This is a genomic window from Pseudomonas sp. MPB23, from assembly GCF_046605395.1.
GTDB lineage: Bacteria > Pseudomonadota > Gammaproteobacteria > Pseudomonadales > Pseudomonadaceae > Aquipseudomonas.
The window spans coordinates 1,220,427-1,239,678 of sequence record NZ_CP176771.1; the positions used below are offsets into that span (position 1 = coordinate 1,220,427).

The 19,252-nt window shown below is 62.7% G+C and carries 19 protein-coding genes; 6 read left to right on the plus strand and 13 right to left on the minus strand.

What is annotated here, in order from left to right:
• Positions 1-20 precede the first annotated feature (20 nt).
• From mrdA to ACLH0J_RS05560, 5 genes are all read right to left on the minus strand, one after another.
• Positions 21-1,919, minus strand: coding sequence for a penicillin-binding protein 2 (mrdA, locus tag ACLH0J_RS05540; RefSeq protein ID WP_411391180.1), 1,899 nt, complete (start codon positions 1,917-1,919; stop codon positions 21-23).
• A 15-nt stretch (positions 1,920-1,934) separates the two neighbouring features.
• Complete coding sequence (rlmH, locus tag ACLH0J_RS05545; RefSeq protein WP_411391181.1) at positions 1,935-2,402, minus strand: 23S rRNA (pseudouridine(1915)-N(3))-methyltransferase RlmH; 468 nt, start codon at positions 2,400-2,402, stop codon at positions 1,935-1,937.
• A gap of 9 nt (positions 2,403-2,411) precedes the next feature.
• On the minus strand, positions 2,412-2,906 hold the full coding sequence (gene rsfS, locus ACLH0J_RS05550) for a ribosome silencing factor (RefSeq protein WP_411391182.1): 495 nt from the start codon (positions 2,904-2,906) through the stop codon (positions 2,412-2,414).
• 69 nt (positions 2,907-2,975) lie between these two features.
• Positions 2,976-3,620 (minus strand): nicotinate-nucleotide adenylyltransferase, encoded by a 645-nt coding sequence (nadD, locus tag ACLH0J_RS05555; protein WP_411391183.1) that lies wholly within the window; start codon positions 3,618-3,620, stop codon positions 2,976-2,978.
• Positions 3,620-4,885 carry a glutamate-5-semialdehyde dehydrogenase gene (locus ACLH0J_RS05560; protein WP_411391184.1) on the minus strand — a complete coding sequence of 422 codons (1,266 nt, stop codon included), beginning with the start codon at positions 4,883-4,885 and terminating at the stop codon, positions 3,620-3,622. The genes nadD and ACLH0J_RS05560 overlap by 1 nt, the downstream gene beginning before the upstream one ends.
• A 175-nt stretch (positions 4,886-5,060) precedes the next feature.
• On the opposite strand from ACLH0J_RS05560, the gene ACLH0J_RS05565 reads away from it, so the two are divergent.
• Both ACLH0J_RS05565 and ACLH0J_RS05570 read left to right on the plus strand, forming a co-directional pair.
• A complete protein-coding gene (locus tag ACLH0J_RS05565) occupies positions 5,061-5,744 on the plus strand; it encodes a DNA-3-methyladenine glycosylase (RefSeq protein ID WP_411391185.1) in 684 nt (227 codons plus the stop codon).
• Between the two features lie 42 nt (positions 5,745-5,786).
• Positions 5,787-7,103, plus strand: coding sequence for a bifunctional DedA family/phosphatase PAP2 family protein (locus ACLH0J_RS05570; protein WP_411391186.1), 1,317 nt, complete (start codon positions 5,787-5,789; stop codon positions 7,101-7,103).
• Here ACLH0J_RS05570 and ACLH0J_RS05575 read toward each other — a convergent pair.
• The 3 genes from ACLH0J_RS05575 to ACLH0J_RS05585 are packed head-to-tail and all read right to left on the minus strand — an operon-like array spanning position 7,100 to position 8,787.
• A complete protein-coding gene (locus ACLH0J_RS05575; protein ID WP_411391187.1) occupies positions 7,100-7,690 on the minus strand; it encodes an LON peptidase substrate-binding domain-containing protein in 591 nt (196 codons plus the stop codon). The genes ACLH0J_RS05570 and ACLH0J_RS05575 overlap by 4 nt on opposite strands.
• Positions 7,691-7,711: 21 nt before the next feature.
• Positions 7,712-8,428: an LrgB family protein gene (locus ACLH0J_RS05580; protein ID WP_411391188.1), complete on the minus strand. Its 717-nt coding sequence runs from the start codon at positions 8,426-8,428 to the stop codon at positions 7,712-7,714.
• Positions 8,428-8,787, minus strand: a complete 360-nt coding sequence (locus ACLH0J_RS05585) for a CidA/LrgA family protein (protein WP_411391189.1) — start codon at positions 8,785-8,787, stop codon at positions 8,428-8,430. The genes ACLH0J_RS05580 and ACLH0J_RS05585 overlap by 1 nt, the downstream gene beginning before the upstream one ends.
• Positions 8,788-8,974: 187 nt before the next feature.
• On the opposite strand from ACLH0J_RS05585, the gene ACLH0J_RS05590 reads away from it, so the two are divergent.
• The 3 genes from ACLH0J_RS05590 to ACLH0J_RS05600 all read left to right on the plus strand — a co-directional run bounded on the left by ACLH0J_RS05590 (position 8,975) and on the right by ACLH0J_RS05600 (position 12,014).
• Complete coding sequence (locus tag ACLH0J_RS05590) at positions 8,975-9,430, plus strand: MaoC family dehydratase (RefSeq protein WP_411391190.1); 456 nt, start codon at positions 8,975-8,977, stop codon at positions 9,428-9,430.
• A gap of 193 nt (positions 9,431-9,623) precedes the next feature.
• On the plus strand, positions 9,624-11,342 hold the full coding sequence (locus tag ACLH0J_RS05595) for a C13 family peptidase (protein ID WP_411391191.1): 1,719 nt from the start codon (positions 9,624-9,626) through the stop codon (positions 11,340-11,342).
• Between the two features lie 30 nt (positions 11,343-11,372).
• Entirely contained in the window at positions 11,373-12,014 is a 642-nt protein-coding gene (locus ACLH0J_RS05600) for an oxidoreductase (RefSeq protein ID WP_411391192.1), read from the plus strand.
• A gap of 6 nt (positions 12,015-12,020) precedes the next feature.
• Here ACLH0J_RS05600 and ACLH0J_RS05605 read toward each other — a convergent pair whose 3' ends face one another.
• The 5 genes from ACLH0J_RS05605 to ACLH0J_RS05625 form a co-directional block, all read right to left on the minus strand.
• Positions 12,021-12,305: a YceK/YidQ family lipoprotein gene (locus tag ACLH0J_RS05605; protein ID WP_411391193.1), complete on the minus strand. Its 285-nt coding sequence runs from the start codon at positions 12,303-12,305 to the stop codon at positions 12,021-12,023.
• Entirely contained in the window at positions 12,298-12,927 is a 630-nt protein-coding gene (ubiX, locus tag ACLH0J_RS05610) for a flavin prenyltransferase UbiX (RefSeq protein WP_411391194.1), read from the minus strand. Before ubiX ends, ACLH0J_RS05605 begins: the two co-directional genes overlap by 8 nt.
• Entirely contained in the window at positions 12,924-14,273 is a 1,350-nt protein-coding gene (gene mpl, locus ACLH0J_RS05615) for a UDP-N-acetylmuramate:L-alanyl-gamma-D-glutamyl-meso-diaminopimelate ligase (RefSeq protein WP_411391195.1), read from the minus strand. The genes ubiX and mpl overlap by 4 nt, the downstream gene beginning before the upstream one ends.
• A gap of 97 nt (positions 14,274-14,370) precedes the next feature.
• The gene (locus ACLH0J_RS05620) at positions 14,371-15,180 is read right to left on the minus strand and encodes a hypothetical protein (protein WP_411391196.1); all 810 of its coding nucleotides are present in this window, start codon (positions 15,178-15,180) and stop codon (positions 14,371-14,373) included.
• A gap of 310 nt (positions 15,181-15,490) precedes the next feature.
• On the minus strand, positions 15,491-17,401 hold the full coding sequence (locus tag ACLH0J_RS05625) for a sigma-54-dependent Fis family transcriptional regulator (protein WP_411391197.1): 1,911 nt from the start codon (positions 17,399-17,401) through the stop codon (positions 15,491-15,493).
• A gap of 272 nt (positions 17,402-17,673) precedes the next feature.
• On the opposite strand from ACLH0J_RS05625, the gene ACLH0J_RS05630 reads away from it, so the two are divergent.
• Positions 17,674-19,194, plus strand: a complete 1,521-nt coding sequence (locus ACLH0J_RS05630; RefSeq protein ID WP_411391198.1) for an aldehyde dehydrogenase family protein — start codon at positions 17,674-17,676, stop codon at positions 19,192-19,194.
• The last annotated feature ends 58 nt before the right edge of the window (positions 19,195-19,252 follow it).

Here is a 19,252-nt window from a genome sequence, read left to right on the forward strand (position 1 = left end):
TGGAGAGGATGCGGTCAAAATTACTCTTCACTGGCCGTAACCTCGGTGCTTGAAGGGGGGCCGCCATATTCGGGTTTGAGCCTGCCGTCGTCGGTCAGCAGCCAGGCGTCCATCACCTGGCGCACCACTGGCGCGGCGACGCCTGAACCGGACTCACCGTTCTCGACCATCACCGCCACCACGATTTTCGGGTCGTCCGCCGGGGCGAAGCCGACAAACAAGGCGTGGTCGCGGTGGCGTTCCTGGACTTTGGAACGGTCATATTTTTCGCCCTGCTTGATCGCGACCACCTGGGCGGTACCGCTCTTGCCGGCAATGCGGTACTGCGCGCCGATCGCAGCCTTGCGCGCGGTGCCACGCGCGCCGTGCATCACTTGCTGCATACCGTGGTTGACCTTGGTCCAGTCCGACGGATCGCGCAACACGATGTCCGGGATCGGGTTTTCATCCACCGGTTTTTCGCCTTCGATGGTCCTGGCCAGGTGCGGGCGGTTCCAGATGCCTTTGTTGGCCACCAGCGCCGTGGCCTGGGCCAGTTGCAGCGGCGTGGCCTGCATATAGCCCTGGCCGATGCCGAGAATCAGGGTTTCACCGGGGAACCACGCCTGGCGACGGGTCGCCCGCTTCCATTCCCGCGAAGGCATCAGGCCGGGGGATTCTTCGAACATGTCCAGGGATACTTTCTGACCCAGGCCGAACTTGCCCATGTAGGCCGACAAGCGGTCGATCCCCAGCTTGTGGGCCAGGTCGTAAAAATAGGTGTCGTTGGAACGCATGATCGCGGTGTCCAGGTCGACATAGCCGTCGCCGGTGCGGTTCCAGTTCCGGTATTTGTGATCGTAGTTGGGCAGCATGTAGTAGCCTGGGTCGAACACGCGGCTGGAGGCCGTGACCACGCCCGCATCCAGGCCGGCAATCGCCACCGCCGGCTTGATGGTCGAACCGGGCGGATACAGGCCGCGCAGCACCCGGTTGAACAGCGGGCGGTCGATGGAATCACGCAGCTCGGCATAGGCCTTGAAGCTGATCCCGGTGACGAACAGGTTGGGGTCGAAGCTCGGTTGACTGACCATCGCCAGCACTTCGCCGGTCTTCGGGTCCAGTGCCACCACCGCGCCACGCCGCCCGCCCAGGGCCATCTCGGCGGCTTCCTGCAACTTGATGTCCAGGCTCAGCACAATGTCCTTGCCCGGCACCGGATCGGTACGCTTGAGCACCCGCAACACGCGGCCACGCGCGTTGGTCTCGACTTCTTCGTAACCCACCTGGCCGTGCAGCTCGGGCTCGTAGAAACGCTCGATGCCGGTTTTGCCGATATGGTGGGTGCCGCTGTAATTGACCGGATCGAGGCTTTTCAGCTCTTTCTCGTTGATCCGCCCCATGTAGCCGACAGAGTGGGCAAAGTGCGGCCCTTGCGGATAGTGGCGCACCAACTGCGCCACCACTTCCACACCCGGCAGGCGGAACTGGTTCACCGCGATCCGCGCGATCTGCTCTTCGGTCAGCTCGAACAGGATCGGCACCGGCTCGAATGGCCGGCGCCCCTGCTTCATGCGTTTCTCGAAGATCACCCGATCTTCCGGGGTCAACTGCAGCACTTCGACGATCACATCCAGGACCTGCTGCCAATCGCCGGAACGCTCGCGGGTCATGCTCAGGCTGAAGCTGGGACGGTTATCCGCGACCACCACGCCGTTGCGGTCGAAAATCAGCCCACGGGTCGGCGGGATCGGCTGCACATGCACCCGGTTGTTTTCCGACAACGTGGAGTGATAGTCGTACTGGATCACCTGCAGGAAATACAGGCGCGCGATCAACACCGCGATCAGCGTCACCACCATGATCGCGCCAAATACCACGCGCGAGCGCACCAGACGTGCGTCTTTCTCGTGGTCCTTGATGCGGATCGGCTGGGTCATCGGGAGGGGCGCAGATTATTTGTGATAAGGGTGCCCGGACAAGACCGTCCAGGCGCGATACAGCTGTTCACCGATCAAAATCCTTACCAACGGGTGCGGCAACGTCAGCGCCGACAGCGACCAGCGTTGGTCCGCCCGCGCGCAGACTTCCGGCGCCAGCCCCTCGGGGCCGCCGACCATGAAGTTGACCGTACGCGAGTCCAGGCGCCAGCGATCCAGTTCCACCGCCAGTTGCTCGGTGCTCCAGGGTTTACCGTGCACTTCGAGGGTGACGATGCGCTCGTTGGGGCCGACCTTGGCCAGCATGGCTTCGCCTTCCTGACGGATAAAGCGCGCCACATCGGCATTCTTGCCCCGGGTGTTGAGCGGTATTTCCACCAGTTCCAGCGCCAGCTCAGCGGGCAGACGCTTGGCATATTCATGCCAGCCTTCTTCCACCCACTTGGGCATGCGTGAACCGACAGCAATCAGACGCAGGCGCACAGCCGTTCCTTATTCCTGGTCTTTGTTGAGCTTGTCGAAGTGCGCGTGGCCCACTTCCGGGCTGTGGTGCTTGCCATCGGCGGCACGACTCTGCTCGGCGCCTTTCCACAGGCGTTCCAGGTCGTAGAACTGGCGCGCGTTGGAGGTCATCATGTGAACGATCACGTCGTCCATGTCCAGCAGCACCCAGTCGCTGTCGCCCTTGCCTTCTTCACCCAGCGGCTTCACGCCTTGGGCTTTCACGGCTTCGCGAACCTTGTCGAGCATCGCGCCGATCTGGCGGTTGGAGGTACCGGTAGCGATGATCATGAAGTCGGTGATGCTCTGCTTGTCGCGTACGTCCAGGATTTGGATGTCCTGGGCCTTCACGTCTTCCAGGGCGGCAACGGCCACTTTCACCAGCTCTTCGCCAGCCAGTTCCGGGCCGACATGGGCTTCGACCGGCAGTGGCGCGCTTTTGAACGTGCCTTTGCGTTTAACTTTGCTTACGTCTTTGTTCGTCATAAAAAACTCGTTTTGCTCGTATGTTCGGGCGCTTGCTGCACGAATGTTCGTGCGTTCAAGCGCGCCTTTTCAGTTCGACGCACGGTAAAGTCCGTGCGCATCGATGTAGGCCAGGACCGCGTCAGGCACCAGGAAACGTACCGACTTCCCGCTGGCCAGCAGTTGACGGATCTGGGTGGCGGACACCGCAAGCGGGGTCTGCCAGACGAATGCAATATTCCCGTTCGGACCGGTCAGGGCCAAGGGGTCACTTACCGACCGCGCGGCCAGCAGGTTGCGCAAGGCATCCGGCGGTTCGCTGTCGGCATCCGGGCGTTGCAAAACCAGGATGTGGCAATGCTGGAGGAGTTCCTCCCAGCGATGCCAAGAGGGCAGGCCGCAAAATGCGTCCCAGCCCAAAAGCAGAAACAACTGGTCATCGGCGGCCAACTCGGCGCGCATCAGTTCCAGGGTGTCAACAGTGTAGGACGGTTTATCGCGTTTGAGCTCGCGGTCGTCCACCACCAGCGGCGGTACACCGGCGACGGCCACGCGCACCATTTCCAGACGTTGCTGTGCGGACACCTGCGGCATGTCGCGATGAGGTGGCCGGGCATTGGGTACCAGGCGCAACTCATCCAGCGCGAGGGCATCCGCGACTTCCAGGGCACTGCGCAAATGGCCGATGTGTACGGGGTCGAAGGTACCGCCGAGCAGCCCGATGCGTTTAGCCATCAAGTGCGCACATGACCATCGCCGAATACCACGTACTTCTCGCTGGTCAGACCTTCCAGGCCAACCGGCCCCCGTGCATGGAGCTTGTCGGTGGAGATACCGATCTCCGCCCCCAGGCCGTACTCGAAGCCGTCGGCAAACCGCGTCGAGGCGTTGACCATCACCGAAGCGGAATCCACTTCGTTGAGGAAACGCCGGGCATCGCTGAAATGCTCGGTGACAATGGCGTCGGTGTGCTTGGAGCCGTATGTGTTGATGTGTTCGATGGCCTGGTCCAGGTCATCGACGATGCGGATCGACAGGATCGGCGCCGTGTACTCGGTGTACCAGTCTTGTTCAGTTGCCTCGATCACGTCCGCGCCGAGCAGCGCACGGGTGCGTTCGCAACCACGCAGCTCCACGCCCTTGTCACGGTAGATGGCAGCCAGCGGCGGCAGCACGCGATCGGCAATGCCGGCGTGCACCAGCAGGGTTTCCATGGTGTTGCACGGGGCGTAACGGTGGGTCTTGGCGTTGTCGGCGATGCGGATCGCCTTGTCGATATCGGCGGCGATGTCGATGTAAACGTGGCACACGCCGTCCAGGTGCTTGATGACCGGCACCTTGGCATCACGGCTGACACGTTCGATCAGGCTCTTGCCACCGCGCGGCACGATCACGTCGACGAATTCGGGCATGGTGATCAGCGCGCCGACAGCGGCGCGGTCGGTGGTTTCCACCACTTGCACCACTTCAGCCGGCAGCTCGGCCACGGCCAGGCCCTTCTGGATGCAAGCGGCAATGGCACGGTTGGAATGGATCGCCTCGGAACCGCCGCGCAGGATGGTGGCGTTGCCGGACTTGAGGCACAGGCTCGCGGCGTCGATGGTCACGTTCGGACGCGACTCATAGATGATGCCGATCACGCCCAGGGGCACGCGCATCTTGCCGACCTGAATACCGGACGGCAGGTAACGCATGTCGCGGATTTCACCGATGGGGTCGGGCAGCTTGGCCACCTGACGCAGGCCTTCGATCATGTCGTCGATACGTGCCGGGGTCAGCGCCAGGCGATCCAGCAAGGCCGGCTCCAGGCCATTGGCGCGGCCGTTGGCCAGGTCCAGTTCGTTGGCGGCGGTCAACTCGGAGCGCGAGGCATCCAGAGCATCGGCGGCGGCCAGCAGGGCACGGTTCTTCTGCGCGGTGCTCGCACGGGCGATCAACCGCGAGGCCTGACGGGCAGCGCGACCCAGGCGGGTCATGTAGTCAAGAACGGACTCAGTCATGGTCAGGGAGTCTTGGCAAAGAGGAAAGCGGCAGATTATAGCTGTGACGCCGTCCTACGGACAGCGGTGAGGGGCGGATGGTCGAAATGAACTGTAAAAACCCCGCCTTCAGCCGTAATTAAGGTGGGAGTTGTTATGATTCCGTCACATTTAGCCGTATTTACCCCTGACCACCATGCCCAGCCCTTCGCCGCAACGCCCCGCCAGCGCCCTGCCCGACCGCTTCTTCGACCGCGACGCACAAAGACTCGCGCGGGAATTGCTCGGTAAAGTCATACGCCATCGCGTCGGCGAAATCTGGCTTTCAGCGCGAATTATTGAAACCGAAGCTTATTACCTGGCCGAAAAAGGCAGCCACGCGTCACTCGGCTACACAGAAAAGCGTAAGGCTTTGTTTCTGGATGGCGGTCATATCTATATGTACTACGCCCGTGGCGGTGATTCGCTGAACTTCAGCGCCCACGGCCCGGGCAATGCCGTGCTGATCAAATCGGCCTATCCGTGGGTCGATGAAACCTCGGGCCCGGCCAGCCTGGCGCAAATGCTGCTGAATAATCCGCATGCCGACGGCAGCCCGCGCCCTTCGCAGAAGCTCTGCGCCGGCCAGACCTTGCTGTGCAAGGCCTTGGGCCTGAAGGTGCCGATGTGGGATGCCAAGCGCTTCGACCCGGCGCAGCTGTATGTCGAGGATGTCGGCCAGACCCCGACGCAGATTATCCAGACCACCCGCTTGGGCATTCCCGGCGGCCGTGATGAGCACCTGATGTACCGCTTCGTCGACGCCAGCTACGCGCCCTATTGCACACGGAACCCGCTGCGCCGGGGCCAGGTCGAAGGGCGCGACTACGTTCTGATTTGAGCCCCCCTGTAGGAGGGGTATTTATAGATGGGAGTTGATTGTATGGGCCAATGGCTCGATAGCATGACCGGCTGGCTGACCCTGAACCCGCAATGGCTGGCAGTCGCGGTGTTTCTCGTCGCGTGCGTGGAGTGCCTGGCCATTGCCGGGCTGATCGTACCGGGCACGGTCTTGCTGTTCGCCATCGCGGCGCTGGCCGGCAGCGGTGCACTGTCCTTGAGTGAAACCCTGCTGCTGGGTTTCCTCGGCGGGTTATTGGGCGACGGGGTTTCCTACTACCTGGGCCGACATTTCCACCAGAACATCCGGCGCCTGCCCGGTTTGCGCCACCACCCGGAATGGATGAACGGCGCGGAGACCTACTTCCACAAGTACGGCATTGCCAGCCTGCTGGTCGGACGTTTCATTGGCCCGCTGCGTCCCATGCTGCCGATGGTGGCGGGCATGTGCGACATGCCGTTCCCACGCTTCGCGGCGGTAAGCATTATCGCGGCGGCGGGCTGGTCGGTGGCGTATCTGCTGCCGGGCTGGGCGACCGGCGCCGCGTTCCGCCTGCCGTTGCCGCCGGGCTTCTGGCCGGAAGCGGGCGTTGTCGCGGCTTGCCTCGCGGTGTTGCTGGGCCTGAGTTTGAACAGCAGCCTGCGCGGCCATCGTCGCGCCACGTTGTGGATCGGTTGCGCCAGTCTGACGCTGTTGATCGCGTTGTTTATCGGCTACCACCACCTGAACGATTTCGACCACGGCCTCAGCGCTCTGGTGCAGGAACACCGCAGCGCATGGCTGGACGAGGTGATGGTGCGAGTGACCCAACTGGGCGAGTTCAAGAAAATGTTCTTCGCCAGCGCCGCGTTCACCGCCCTGCTATTACTGGCGCGCCAATGGCGCCACGCCATGTTCGTCGGCGCCACGCTGGCCGGTGCAGCGCTCCTCAACACGGCGACCAAGTTGTTTTTTGCGCGGGGTCGCCCGGAAGTCCTCAGCGACCCGCTGACCAGTTTCAGCATGCCCAGCGGCCACGCCTCCGGCGCATTCGCGTTTTTCCTGGCGCTGGCGGTGCTGGCCGGGCGCGGGCAACCTACGCGGCTGCGCCTGACCTGGATGCTGCTGGGCTGTATTCCTGCGGCCTTCATTGCCCTGTCACGGGTCTACCTCGGCGTCCATTGGCCCAGCGACATCCTGGCCGGCACGCTGCTGGCGATGACCGTGTGTGCATTCAGTTTGACCGCCAGCCAGTACCGCCGCCCACTGCCGGCCATGCCGCAAAAAACCTGGTGGCTGCTGCTACCGGCGCTGGTCGCGGTGCTCAGCTTTGCTGCGTTTACCGGCACGCCCGACGCGCTGCTGCGCTATGCCTATTAGGTGAACAACTCGCCCTGCAGCTCATCGAGCAACATCTGGATCGCATCCAGGCGCTGCTGCGGGTCGTCGAGTTGCAGCAGGTCGATCTTGTCGGCCTCGTCGAACGGCAGCAGATACGCCAACTGATTGCCCAAGGCTTGCTGGCCATCGGCGTGGGCGCCCATGTCCAGCGAGGCGACCATCGGATGTTCGGCCAGGGCCTCGAGCAAGGCCAGCAAGTCGGCGTCTTCTTCTTCCAGCGCCTGGTCCGGCAACTCTTCCAGCCATTGCACGTCGGCTACCAGCAATTGGTCCTTCTGCACGTCGGCGCCACGCACACGAAAGCGGCGCCCGCCTTCGACGCGAATCCCCAGCAGGCCGTTGTCCTGTTGCTTGAAGTCACGAATCAGCGCCTCGCAGCCAATCAGCGCGTAGCCATCCGGGGCCATCCCCACTTCCTTGCCATCGAGGATGCACACCACGCCAAAGCTTTCGCCCTTTTTCATGCAGCGGCTGATCATGTCCAGGTAGCGCGCCTCGAACAGTTGCAGGTCGAGGGTGCAGCCAGGGAACAGCACGGTATTGAGCGGGAACAGCGCCAGACTCATAAAGGTTTCCTTAAACCCGATTCAAACAATCACCGACACGGCCAATGGCAGAAACACGGCCGTGGCCACACCCATCAGACTCATGGCCAGCGCGGCGAAGGCGCCGCATTCTTCGCTTTCCTGCAGGGCCACCGAGGTGCCGACCGCATGCGCCGTCATGCCCAGCGCCATGCCACGCGCCTCGGGGCTGTGCACGCCCAGGCGCGACAGGTACGCCGGGCCGATCATTGCGCCGACCACCCCGGTGATCAGCACAAACACCGCCGCCAACGCCGCCACGCCGCCGATCTGCTCGGCCACCAGCATGGCGATCGGCGAGGTCACCGATTTGGGCGCCATGGTCATCAACATCATGTGTTCGGCGCCAAACCCCCAGCCCAGCAGGACGCACAGGCCGGTGGCAAACACGCCCCCTATCACCAGCGTAGTAAAAATCGGCCAGAACAATTGGCGGATCCGCCGCAGATTCAGATAAAGCGGCACCGCCAGGGCCACCGTCGCCGGGCCCAGCAGGATGCCCATGATCTCGGTGCTCTTGCGGTACTCGACGTAGCTCAAGCCACAGGAGAGCAACACACCGATCACCAGCAGCATGGACACCAGCACCGGTTGCAGGAAAATCCAGCGGGTTTTCTCGAACCCCGCCAGCACCAGTTGATAGGCGCCCAGGGTGATACCGATGCCGAATAACGGGTGGTGGATCACCGCCGCCCACGCGCCTTGCCAGTCGACCGTCATTACTCGTCCTCCCGCTGCGCCTGGCGCTTGACCAGTTTTTGCATCATCACTCCGATAACCCCCATGGCGATCACCAGCGACAACACCAGCGCGCCGACGATGGCCCAGAAATCGGCGGCAATATCCTTGGCGTACACCATCACCCCCACCGCCGGCGGCACCAGCAGCAACGGCAGGTAACGCAGCAGGCTGCTGGCGGCCAGACTCAGGGGCTCGCCGACTTCGCCGCGCCACACCAGGTAACCCAGCATCAGCAGCAGGCCGATGATCGGTCCCGGCAGCACCGGTAACAGCAAATGGTTGATCGCCGTGCCGATCAGTTGAAACAGCACCAGCCATGTCAGGCCACGTAACAGCATCCGTCTTCTCCCCCCTCGAAACCCGCCCGCATTATAAGCATGCCCGCCCTATGCCCAGGCATTCGCCGTAAGCATGTTGGGTTGACCGAGCCGAATGGCCATGATGATCTACATTGGTTCTCTGTAACCCATAACAACAACCCGTCCCCGTGGATGGGGACACACCGATGAACCAAGGAGAGACGCAATGCCCTATGTACCCGTAGCGCAGCTCAAAGATTATGTCGGCAAGGAACTGGGACGTTCCGAATGGCTCACCATCGACCAGACCCGCATCAACCTGTTCGCCGAAGCCACCGGCGATTATCAGTTCATCCACGTCGACCCGGTCAAGGCCGCGCAAACGCCGTTCGGCAGCACCATCGCCCACGGTTTCCTGTCACTGTCGCTGATGCCCAAGCTGATGGAAGACATCCTGATCATGCCTGAAGGCCTGAAGATGGCGGTTAACTATGGCCTGGACAGCGTGCGCTTTATCCAGCCGGTGAAAGTCGACTCCAAGGTCCGCCTGAACGTGACCCTCACCGATGTCACCGAGAAAAAACCCGGCCAATGGCTGTTCAAGGCCACCGCCACCCTGGAAATCGAAGGCCAGGAAAAACCCGCCTACATCGCCGAGTCACTGTCACTCTGCTTCGTATAACCCCGTACACCCTCTGTAGGACCGGCTTGCCAGCGAAAAACCCCCAGACGCCGCGCACCACCTTGAACGCCCGCGTCATCGCTGCCCCCCTCGCCAGCAAACCGGCTCCCGCAGGTCATCTATTCCCTGACAGACCACTAGGTATGGCTCCCTCGCTGCGGCATACTCGGCGCTCAATTATCCGGATCCCGCTATGCGCCCACTCGCTCCCTTTGCCCTTGCCCTATTGCTCACCGCTTGCGGAGACGGCGAATCGCTGCTGCCGCCCGATGCGCGCCTGCCCGATGGCGGTCGCTACCGTGGCGATGTGGTCAATGGCTTGCTGCAAGGCCAGGGCCGTGTGGACTACCCCAACGGTAGCTGGTACGCCGGGCAGTTCGACAAAGGCCAATGGCACGGCATGGGCGAATGGCATGGCAGCAATGGCGAGGTCTATAAAGGCCAGTTCAAGCAAGGGCTGTTCGACGGCCAGGGCAGCTTGACCACGGCGGGCAGCCACTATGTCGGCGGTTTCAAGAACGGGCGACGCAACGGCGAAGGCACCCTCAAAGAGGGGCAGATGACCTATCGCGGCGAATTCCTGGACGACCAGTATTCTGGCCTGGGCCGCCTGGAACTGGCCGACGGCAGCCAGTACCAGGGCCAGTTCGCCCACGGCAAGCCCAATGGCGAAGGCCAGCGTAACGATGACAGCGGCAACCAGTTCAGCGGCCACTTCGTCGATGGCCAGTTGGAAGGCAACGGCACGTTCAACAGCGCTGACGGCGACATCTATGTCGGCCAGTTCAAGCAAAACCAACTCAACGGCAAGGGTCGCTACGAAAATGCCGACGGCGACGTGTGGATCGGCCAGTTCAAGGAAGGCGCCCTGAGCGGCAAGGGTGAATTGATCGGTGTGGACGGCAGCCATTACGTCGGCCAGTTCAGCGATTGGCGTTTCAGCGGCGAAGGCCGTCTGAACCTCACCGATGGCAGCTTCTATATTGGTGGCTTCGACAGCGACAACTATCAGGGCCGTGGCACGCTGGTGCTCACCGATGGCACCGTGCAGGCCGGTACCTGGGTCAACGGCATGCGCGTGCGGGACGCCGACGGCAAGCTGCTACCCGATCCGCTGGAGATCGGCGTCCTGGCCCAAGGCCGCCTGCTGGACGCCGCCCTGGCTGCCGTGCCCGCCTCCACCCCCGCCGTAGAGCTGTACACCCTCGCGCTGGCCGGCGACGGCAAGCAAAGCGTGTTCCTGCGCGAAGCCGATTACGTCAGCAACCTGCTCGCCACCCGCTTCGGTGCCCGCGGGCAGATTCGCCTGGTCAACCACCGCGACCATATCGCCGATCGCCCCCTGGCCACCCGCGAAAACCTGCGCCGCGCGGTGCAGACCCTGGCCGAACGCAGCGGGCCGGAAGACCTGGTGTTCATCTACCTGACCAGCCACGGCACCCACGAACACGAACTGGTGCTGGACCAGCCGCGCATGGAACTGGCCGACCTGCCCGCCGACGAACTGGCGGCCGTGCTCACGCCGCTGAAAAATCGCGACAAGATCATCGTGATTTCCGCCTGTTACTCCGGCGGATTCATCCCGGCGCTGAAAGACGAACGTACCCTGATCATGACCGCCACGCGCGCTGACAGCGTGTCCTTCGGATGTTCCGAGGAGGCTGACTTCACCTACTTCGGTGAAGCCCTCTTTGCCCAGGCCTTCAACCAGACCGATGACCTGCAGCAAGCCTTCAAGCTGGCGCAACTGCATGTGACCGAGCGCGAACAGGCGGACAATTTCGAGCCTTCCGAACCCCAGATCTGGGCCCCCAAGGGCGTGATCGCCCACTGGCAACTATTACGCAAGCAGCAGGCACGAAAGGCGCTCGAAAGCGTCTCAATGAATAACAAGGACGCCAAAGGCAACTAAGCTGTAATGCGTAACGAGGGGGGAAGCACCATGTATCTGACACCTCAACATATCTTGCTGGCCGGCGCCTCTGGCCTCACTGGCGAGCACCTGCTCGACCGCCTGCTCAACGAACCTACCGTAACCCGCGTGCTGGCACCCAGCCGCAAACCGCTGGCGGCACACCCGCGCCTGGAAAACCCGGTGGGCGACCCGGCGGTGTTGCTGCCGCAACTGAGCGGCCGCGTGGATATCGCCTTCTGCTGCCTGGGCACCACCATCAAGCAGGCGGGCTCCGAAGAAGCCTTCCGCGCCATCGACCTGGACATGGTGGTGGCCTTCGCCAAACGCGCGCGGGAAATGGGCGCGCGGCATCTGATCGTGATCAGCGCGATTGGCGCCGACCCGAAATCCTCGGTCTTCTACAACCGGGTCAAGGGGGAAATGGAACAGGCGCTGAAGGCGCAAGGCTGGCCGCAACTGACCATCGTGCGACCGTCACTGTTGCTGGGGGAACGACTGGAACCACGCCTGGCCGAACAATTGGCCGGGCCTCTGTCACGCCTGATTCCGGGCAAGTACCACGGCATCGAAGTCTGCGAACTGGCCCGCGCGATGTGGCGGTTGGCACTGGAAGAACAGGATGGCGTGCGGGTGGTGGAGTCGGACGAGCTGCGCAAACTCGGCAAATAACCCCTCCTACAAGCCACCCGTTGCGTTGAAGCCGACGCCCAGCACCGTCAGCACCGACAACGGCAGCAGCAAGGTATCGAGCACCGCGCTGGCCGGCAGGTCGACGCGCGGATAGCTCGGCGCCTCGGCGCCAAACCGGTCCATGGCGCAACAGCCACCGTTCATGGCGTACAAGTCCAGCCGCGTCCCGGCATACACCACCGGCGCGCCGGGCTTGGCAGCATCCAGGGTGCGCGCGGTGGCGCAGCCGGCCAGTTGCAGCGCGAGTATCACCAACAGGACCTTATTCATCGCTGCTCAAATGGTGCTCGCCCCAGCGCGGCAACATGTCCTGAGGGATATTCAGCAGATTGAGAATCCGCGCCACCACAAAGTCCACCAAGTCGTCGATGGTCTGCGGCTGGTGATAGAAGCCGGGCGACGCCGGCAGGATGGTCACGCCCATGTTCGACAACTTGAGCATGTGCTCCAGGTGAATGCTCGAATACGGCGCTTCGCGGGGCACCAGGATCAATTGACGGCGTTCCTTGAGGGTGACGTCCGCCGCACGCTCGATCAGGTTGTTGCAAGCCCCGGTGGCAATCGCCGACAACGTGCCAGTGGAACACGGCACCACCACCATCGCCGCCGGTGCGCCGGAACCGGACGCCACCGGCGACATCCAGTCATCCTTGCCGTAGACCTTGATCTGCCCCGCCGCCGCACCGGTGTACTCGGTGAGGAACGCCTGCATCAACTGCACCCTGGCGGGCAACGCGACATCGGTTTCGGTGGCCAGCACCAATTGCGCGGCCTTGGAGATCAGGAAGTGCACCTCGCGGTCCTCGCGCACCAGGCAATCGAGCAGGCGCAGGCCATAAGGCGCGCCGGATGCGCCGGTCATCGCCAGGGTGACGCGTTCCGGGCCACTCACTTCAATGCCTCGGCCAGCTTGCCATGCAGGCCGCCGAAGCCGCCGTTACTCATGACCACCACGTGGGTACCCGGCTTGGCCTGTTGTTTGACGAACGCAATGATGCCCTCGATGGAATCACGGACGGTCGAGGGCACCGAGCACCGCGCCGCAACCGCCGGCAGGTCCCAACCGAGGTTGGCGGGGGCGTACCACACCACCTGGTCGGCATCGTTGACGCTTTCCGGCAGGCCGTCGCGGTGGGCGCCGAGCTTCATGGAGTTGGAGCGCGGTTCGATAATCGCAATGATCGGCGCATCGCCGACACGCTTGCGCAAGCCATCAAGGGTGGTGGCAATGGCGGTCGGGTGGTGGGCAAAGTCGTCGTAAATGGTAATCCCATTCACGTCGGCGACTTTTTCCATGCGGCGTTTCACGCTTTTGAAGGCACTCAACGCCGCAATGCCCATCGAGGGCACCACGCCGACATGCCGCGCGGCCGCCAGGGTCACCAGGGCATTGGCGACGTTGTGTTGGCCGGTCATGTCCCATTCGACGATGCCCTGGGCCTCGCCTTCGAACAGCACCTCAAAGCGCGAACCGTCTTCACTGAGCAGCTTGACCTGCCACTCCCCGCCTGCGCCGGTGGTTTGCACCGGGGTCCAGCAGCCCATCTCGATCACACGCTGCAAAGCCGGCTCGGTGGTCGGATGGATCACCAGGCCTTCGCTCGGGATGGTGCGCACCAAATGGTGGAATTGCCGTTCGATGGCCGCCAGGTCCGGGAAGATATCCGCGTGATCGAACTCAAGGTTATTGAGGATCGCCGTGCGCGGACGGTAGTGGACGAACTTGGAGCGCTTGTCGAAGAAGGCGCTGTCGTATTCGTCGGCTTCGATGACGAAGAACGGCGTCTCGCCCAGGCGCGCCGACACCGAAAAGTTCTGCGGCACGCCGCCGATCAGGAAACCCGGGCTCATGCCGGCGTGTTCCAGCACCCAGGCCAGCATGCTGCTGGTGGTGGTCTTGCCATGGGTCCCCGCGACGGCCAACACCCAGCGACCTTGCAGCACATGGTCGGCCAGCCACTGTGGGCCAGACACATACGGCAAGCCTTTATTGAGTACGTACTCGACCGCCGGATTGCCACGGGACATGGCGTTGCCGATCACCACCAGGTCCGGGGCCGGGTCGAATTGGGAAGGGTCATAACCCTGGGTCAACTCAATGCCCTGGGCCTGCAGCTGGGTGCTCATGGGCGGGTAAACATTGGCGTCGGAGCCCGTGACGTGATGGCCCAGCTCTTTGGCCAGAACCGCCATCGAGCCCATGAATGTGCCGCAGATACCAAGAATATGAATGTGCATAGTCGACCTCGTAAAACATCGAGGCAGGTTAGCGCAGGGCGTGGGAAATCGCACTCTTTAGCTGTCAGGCGGCGGCCCCGAAGAGCCGCGCAGAGACTTAGACCGCGGCGGTCCCAGCCGCGGCGTCGACGGGCAACTCGGTACTCTTGAGCACGATCAGTTTGCCGATGAACCTGTTCACTGCTTCAAAGCGCTTGTCCAGGCGCTCCAGCCGACGGGTGTCCGTGTCGGCAGCGGTGCCGGCAGGGTCGCGGTAGGCGCGAAAGACCATGTCGTGTTCATCGCCAATCAACGTGAGTTGCCGCTCAGCCACGTCGTACAAGGCCTCAAGCATGGTTAGACGCTCTCCCGTGGCCGCCGGCGAACGCTCGCTCAACGTGAGTGCGAGGGCATCCGTTCCCTGGCGTATCGCCATGATGTTATTGGCCACCACTTCGATGCGCAGCTCGGCCAGCTTGATCCGCGTCTCCACACCCGGCTCCGCAACCGTGCCGACCGGCGTCGCGCTCTGGACGGGGATGGTCCCCCCTTGCGCACTGGGAGCCGGGAGATGAATGGACGGGAGTACCGGCGTCTGCGCCGCGTACTGTCCCTTGATGGCCTCGCCGGTCCAGGTGGACCCGGCGTACGTTGCGATGCTCATCGGCGCGCTGACAAGCCCATTGATGCCCGCATTCACAAACGCATCGCGGGCGACAGTGCCCAATTGGGGCGCGGTGGAGAACACGCCGGCCTTGTGCAAGCGGTCGGCAACGATCAGGTTTTGTGCCACTTGGGCCAACGATTTCGGGGCGATATGGCTTTGGGAGGCCAGCACACTTTCACCTGACTGGCCGGTGATGCGGTTCGAGATATCCCTGAAGCTGTCCCGCGCAGACTTCGGCGCGGGCTTGGGGCTTGCGGGCATGGCAGGCGGTCGTAGCGATGGCGCCGAAGACGACGCCACGCTGGGCGCTCGCGCAGGAGCAATGGAGGGACGCCTGAATACCGTCGACGGAAACAGACTGGGAATACGCATAATCTTTACCTTAATGATTGATGAAACAGGGGTTGTCAAAGCCGATCACTCAGCGCCAAGTTGCAACTTGGCCTTACTGTCTGCGTCTTTAAAAACCTTTATCCAGTTCCACAAAATCAACGGCGCACGATAATCCCGACCCTTCATACAATGAACTTAATTGACGCCTTACAGGCACCTGTTAATGCGCAACGGGGCATTAACACGAATGCTGCAATTGGCGGGCAATTCCATATTTACGCAACTTTCTATAAAGCGTATTTCGACTGACGCCTAATACCACCGCAGTCTGGCTCATATGCCAGTGTTGTTGCGCCAGGGCCGTCAGCAATGCCGCACGTTCGGCGGCGTCCAGTGACGAATCGGTAGACGGCGTGACACTTGCCGCCGCAGGCTGGCCAATGCTCGGCGGCAGATCGTCAAACCGCACAAGACCCTGGGAGCACAACGCGACCAATGTGCGCAGCACCATGCGCAGTTGCCGCACATTGCCGGGCCAGGCGAATGCCAGCAATGCCTGGCGCACCGCCGGTTCAAGGGCGACCGGCTGGTCGCCCGCCTCCTGAGCCAGCAGGAAATCCAGCAATTGCGCCTTGTCCGTGCGCTCACGCAAGGCCGGCAGGGGAATGTCCAGACCGTTGAGCCGGTAATACAAATCCTCGCGGAAACTGCCGTCCTGCACGCGCTCGAGCAAATTCCGGTGCGTCGCGCTGATGATTCTGACGTCGATGGCCTGGGGCTCACCGCCGATGGGCACCACCATGCGGTCTTCCAGCACCCTTAATAAGCGGGTTTGTAGCGCCAGCGGCATATCGCCGATCTCATCCAGGAACAAGGTGCCGCCATCGGCCTGCTGCAGCTTGCCTTGCATGCCCTCCTTGCGCGCGCCGGTAAACGTGCCGCCGCGATAGCCGAACAGTTCGCTTTCGATCAGGCTTTCCGGGATGGCGGCGCAGTTGAGGGCGACGAAGGCTTTGTTCGCTCGCTGGCTGGCCTGGTGCACGGCCTTGGCGAAGGCTTCTTTGCCGGAACCGGTTTCGCCATTGATCAGCAGGGGGACGTCGCGCTCGAATACCCGCAGCGCCTTGCGAAAATCATTTTGCAGCGCCGGATCGCCCAGGCAGATGCCAGGCAACGGCGCAGGTGCAGGCTTGGCGATAGGCGCCGGCGCACTGCGCGTCTGGCCGCGCAACGCCGCGAACAACTGTCGCCCGTCACGGGTGCGCAACGGCCAACTGGCGGTGGCATTGGCACTGGCGCGCCCCAGCAACTGATCCAGCGAACAATCAAAAAACGCCTCGACCGGCTGCCCCAGCAAGCCACCGCGCCTCTGCCCCAACAGGTTCTGCGCACTCTGGTTCACCGCGCAGATGCGCCCCTCGCCATCGAATGCCAGCAGGCCTTCGCTGAACAGCCCCACCGACTCGGCCTGCAAATGAAAGCGCAGCAGCCAGTGGTTTTCAAAGTGACGCAGGAAGTAACAGCTCTCGATCATCTTCGCCGACAGATTCACCAGCGCCATGGTATGGAACTGGGCCTGGCGCGACACCGCTTCGCGGGCCGACGACACGTCAAGCACCGCCAGCAGTTGACCATGGGGGTCGAACACCGGGCTCGCCGAACACGTCAGCCCGGTATGCCGCCCGCGAAAATGCTCATCACGATGAATGGTCAGGGATTGGCGCTCCACCAGGCAGGTGCCGATGCCGTTGGTACCTTCGCAGGCCTCGCTCCAGTCGGCGCCCAGCCACAGCCCGGCGCGCTCGAAGATCGTGCGCTCGGACGGCGCCGTAACACAGTTGAGGATCACGCCACGCGCATCGGTCAGCAGCACGGCATGACCGGCGCCCGAGAGCTGCTGATGCAGGCTGTTCATCTCACTGCCGGCGATCTGCAACACCTGGTGCAGACGCTCGCGGCTTTCCAGCAGGCGGCCGTGTTCGAGCACGGTCGGTGCGATGCTCAGAGCGGGGTCGAGGTGGTAGTCCTCCAGGCAACGCAGCCAGGAGCGGGCGATGGACGGGTCGCTGGCCGGGCCGTGGGACAGATCCTGGCCGCGCGCAACGGTCAATACCTGCTGGGCATGGCGACTGAAATGATCGTTGTGCATGTTCTTATTATTCTCCCTGCGTGAGAGCCCCCAGCATCCTCCACGCCCCCAGTCATTGCAATCCCGAGCGGACCCGCCGGTCACAGGCTGTACCGTTTATGGCACAAACTGTCACTTCGACTGTACCGAGCGTGCCACAGCAACGCCTTGCAACAGACGCCATCCCCTTGATTTAACTGGCCCTCAAGGCAGTGGCCCAACCTTTGCTCTACGCTTTATCAAGCGCTAGTCGCGCTGTACTCCAATAAACATAAAAGCCAGGAGAATCCACCATGCGTTACGCACACCCCGGTACTGAAGGCGCGATCGTTTCGTTCAAGGCCAAGTACGGCAACTTCATTGGTGGCGAATTCGTTGCGCCGGTCGATGGCAACTACTTCACCAATACCTCGCCGGTCAACGGCAAGCCTATCGCCGAATTTCCGCGCTCCACTGCCAAAGACATCGACAAAGCACTCGACGCCGCCCATGCCGCCGCTGACGCCTGGGGCAAGACCTCGGCCCAGGATCGCTCGCTGGTGCTGCTGAAAATCGCCGACCGTATCGAACAGAACCTCGAACTGCTGGCCGTCACCGAAACCTGGGACAACGGCAAGGCCGTGCGTGAAACCCTCAACGCTGACATCCCGCTGGCGGCTGACCACTTCCGCTACTTCGCCGGCTGCATCCGCGCCCAGGAAGGCACCAGCGCCGAAATCAATGAACACACCGCGTCCTACCACTTCCACGAACCGCTGGGCGTGGTCGGCCAGATCATCCCGTGGAACTTCCCGCTGCTGATGGCCGCATGGAAACTCGCCCCGGCCCTGGCCGCCGGCAACTGCGTGGTGCTCAAGCCTGCCGAGCAGACCCCGCTGGGCATCAACGTGCTGATGGAAGTGATCGGCGACCTGCTGCCGCCGGGCGTGCTGAACGTGGTACACGGTTTCGGCAAAGAAGCCGGCGAAGCCCTGGCCACCAGCAAGCGCATCGCCAAGATCGCCTTCACCGGCTCCACCCCGGTGGGCGCGCACATCATGCATTGCGCCGCCGAGAACATCATTCCGTCGACGGTCGAACTGGGCGGCAAGTCGCCGAACATCTTCTTCGCCGACATCATGAAAGCCGAACCCTCGTTCATCGAAAAGGCCGCCGAAGGCCTGGTGCTGGCGTTCTTCAACCAGGGCGAAGTGTGCACCTGCCCATCCCGCGCCCTGGTGCAAGAGTCGATCTACGACGACTTCATGAAAGTGGTGATGAAAAAAATCGAGTCGATCAAACGCGGCGACCCACTGGACACCGACACCATGGTCGGCGCCCAGGCGTCCGAGCAGCAATTCGACAAGATTCTGTCCTACCTGGAAATCGCCAAGGGCGAAGGCGCGCAACTGCTGACCGGCGGCAAGGTCGAGCAACTCAGCGGCGACATGGCCGGCGGCTATTACATCCAGCCGACCCTGCTCAAGGGCACCAACGACATGCGTGTGTTCCAGGAAGAAATCTTCGGCCCGGTGGTGAGCATCACCACCTTCAAGGACGAAGCCGAAGCCCTGGCCATCGCCAACGACACCGAGTTCGGCCTGGGTGCTGGTGTGTGGACCCGCGACATCAACCGCGCCTACCGCATGGGCCGTGCGATCAAGGCGGGCCGTGTGTGGACCAACTGCTACCACCTGTACCCGGCGCATGCCGCGTTTGGCGGTTACAAGAAGTCCGGCGTCGGTCGTGAAACCCACAAGATGATGTTGGATCACTACCAGCAGACCAAGAACCTGCTGGTGAGCTACGACATCAACCCGCTGGGTTTCTTCTAACCCACAACCCCCTCTCACCCTGGAAATGCAACCAAAGGTGGGAGGGGGCTTGCTCCCT

Bases quoted from the DNA above. Each gene is read 5' to 3' on its own strand.
- mrdA (WP_411391180.1), bottom strand. From the start codon at position 1,919: ATGACCCAGCCGATCCGCATCAAGGACCACGAGAAAGACGCACGTCTG.
- rsfS (WP_411391182.1), bottom strand. From the start codon at position 2,906: ATGACGAACAAAGACGTAAGCAAAGTTAAACGCAAAGGCACGTTCAAA.
- nadD (WP_411391183.1), bottom strand. From the start codon at position 3,620: ATGGCTAAACGCATCGGGCTGCTCGGCGGTACCTTCGACCCCGTACAC.
- ACLH0J_RS05560 (WP_411391184.1), bottom strand. From the start codon at position 4,885: ATGACTGAGTCCGTTCTTGACTACATGACCCGCCTGGGTCGCGCTGCC.
- ACLH0J_RS05565 (WP_411391185.1), top strand. From the start codon at position 5,061: ATGCCCAGCCCTTCGCCGCAACGCCCCGCCAGCGCCCTGCCCGACCGC.
- ACLH0J_RS05570 (WP_411391186.1), top strand. From the start codon at position 5,787: ATGGGCCAATGGCTCGATAGCATGACCGGCTGGCTGACCCTGAACCCG.
- ACLH0J_RS05575 (WP_411391187.1), bottom strand. From the start codon at position 7,690: ATGAGTCTGGCGCTGTTCCCGCTCAATACCGTGCTGTTCCCTGGCTGC.
- ACLH0J_RS05580 (WP_411391188.1), bottom strand. From the start codon at position 8,428: ATGACGGTCGACTGGCAAGGCGCGTGGGCGGCGGTGATCCACCACCCG.
- ACLH0J_RS05585 (WP_411391189.1), bottom strand. From the start codon at position 8,787: ATGCTGTTACGTGGCCTGACATGGCTGGTGCTGTTTCAACTGATCGGC.
- ACLH0J_RS05590 (WP_411391190.1), top strand. From the start codon at position 8,975: ATGCCCTATGTACCCGTAGCGCAGCTCAAAGATTATGTCGGCAAGGAA.
- ACLH0J_RS05595 (WP_411391191.1), top strand. From the start codon at position 9,624: ATGCGCCCACTCGCTCCCTTTGCCCTTGCCCTATTGCTCACCGCTTGC.
- ACLH0J_RS05600 (WP_411391192.1), top strand. From the start codon at position 11,373: ATGTATCTGACACCTCAACATATCTTGCTGGCCGGCGCCTCTGGCCTC.
- ACLH0J_RS05605 (WP_411391193.1), bottom strand. From the start codon at position 12,305: ATGAATAAGGTCCTGTTGGTGATACTCGCGCTGCAACTGGCCGGCTGC.
- mpl (WP_411391195.1), bottom strand. From the start codon at position 14,273: ATGCACATTCATATTCTTGGTATCTGCGGCACATTCATGGGCTCGATG.
- ACLH0J_RS05620 (WP_411391196.1), bottom strand. From the start codon at position 15,180: ATGCCCGCAAGCCCCAAGCCCGCGCCGAAGTCTGCGCGGGACAGCTTC.
- ACLH0J_RS05625 (WP_411391197.1), bottom strand. From the start codon at position 17,401: ATGCACAACGATCATTTCAGTCGCCATGCCCAGCAGGTATTGACCGTT.
- ACLH0J_RS05630 (WP_411391198.1), top strand. From the start codon at position 17,674: ATGCGTTACGCACACCCCGGTACTGAAGGCGCGATCGTTTCGTTCAAG.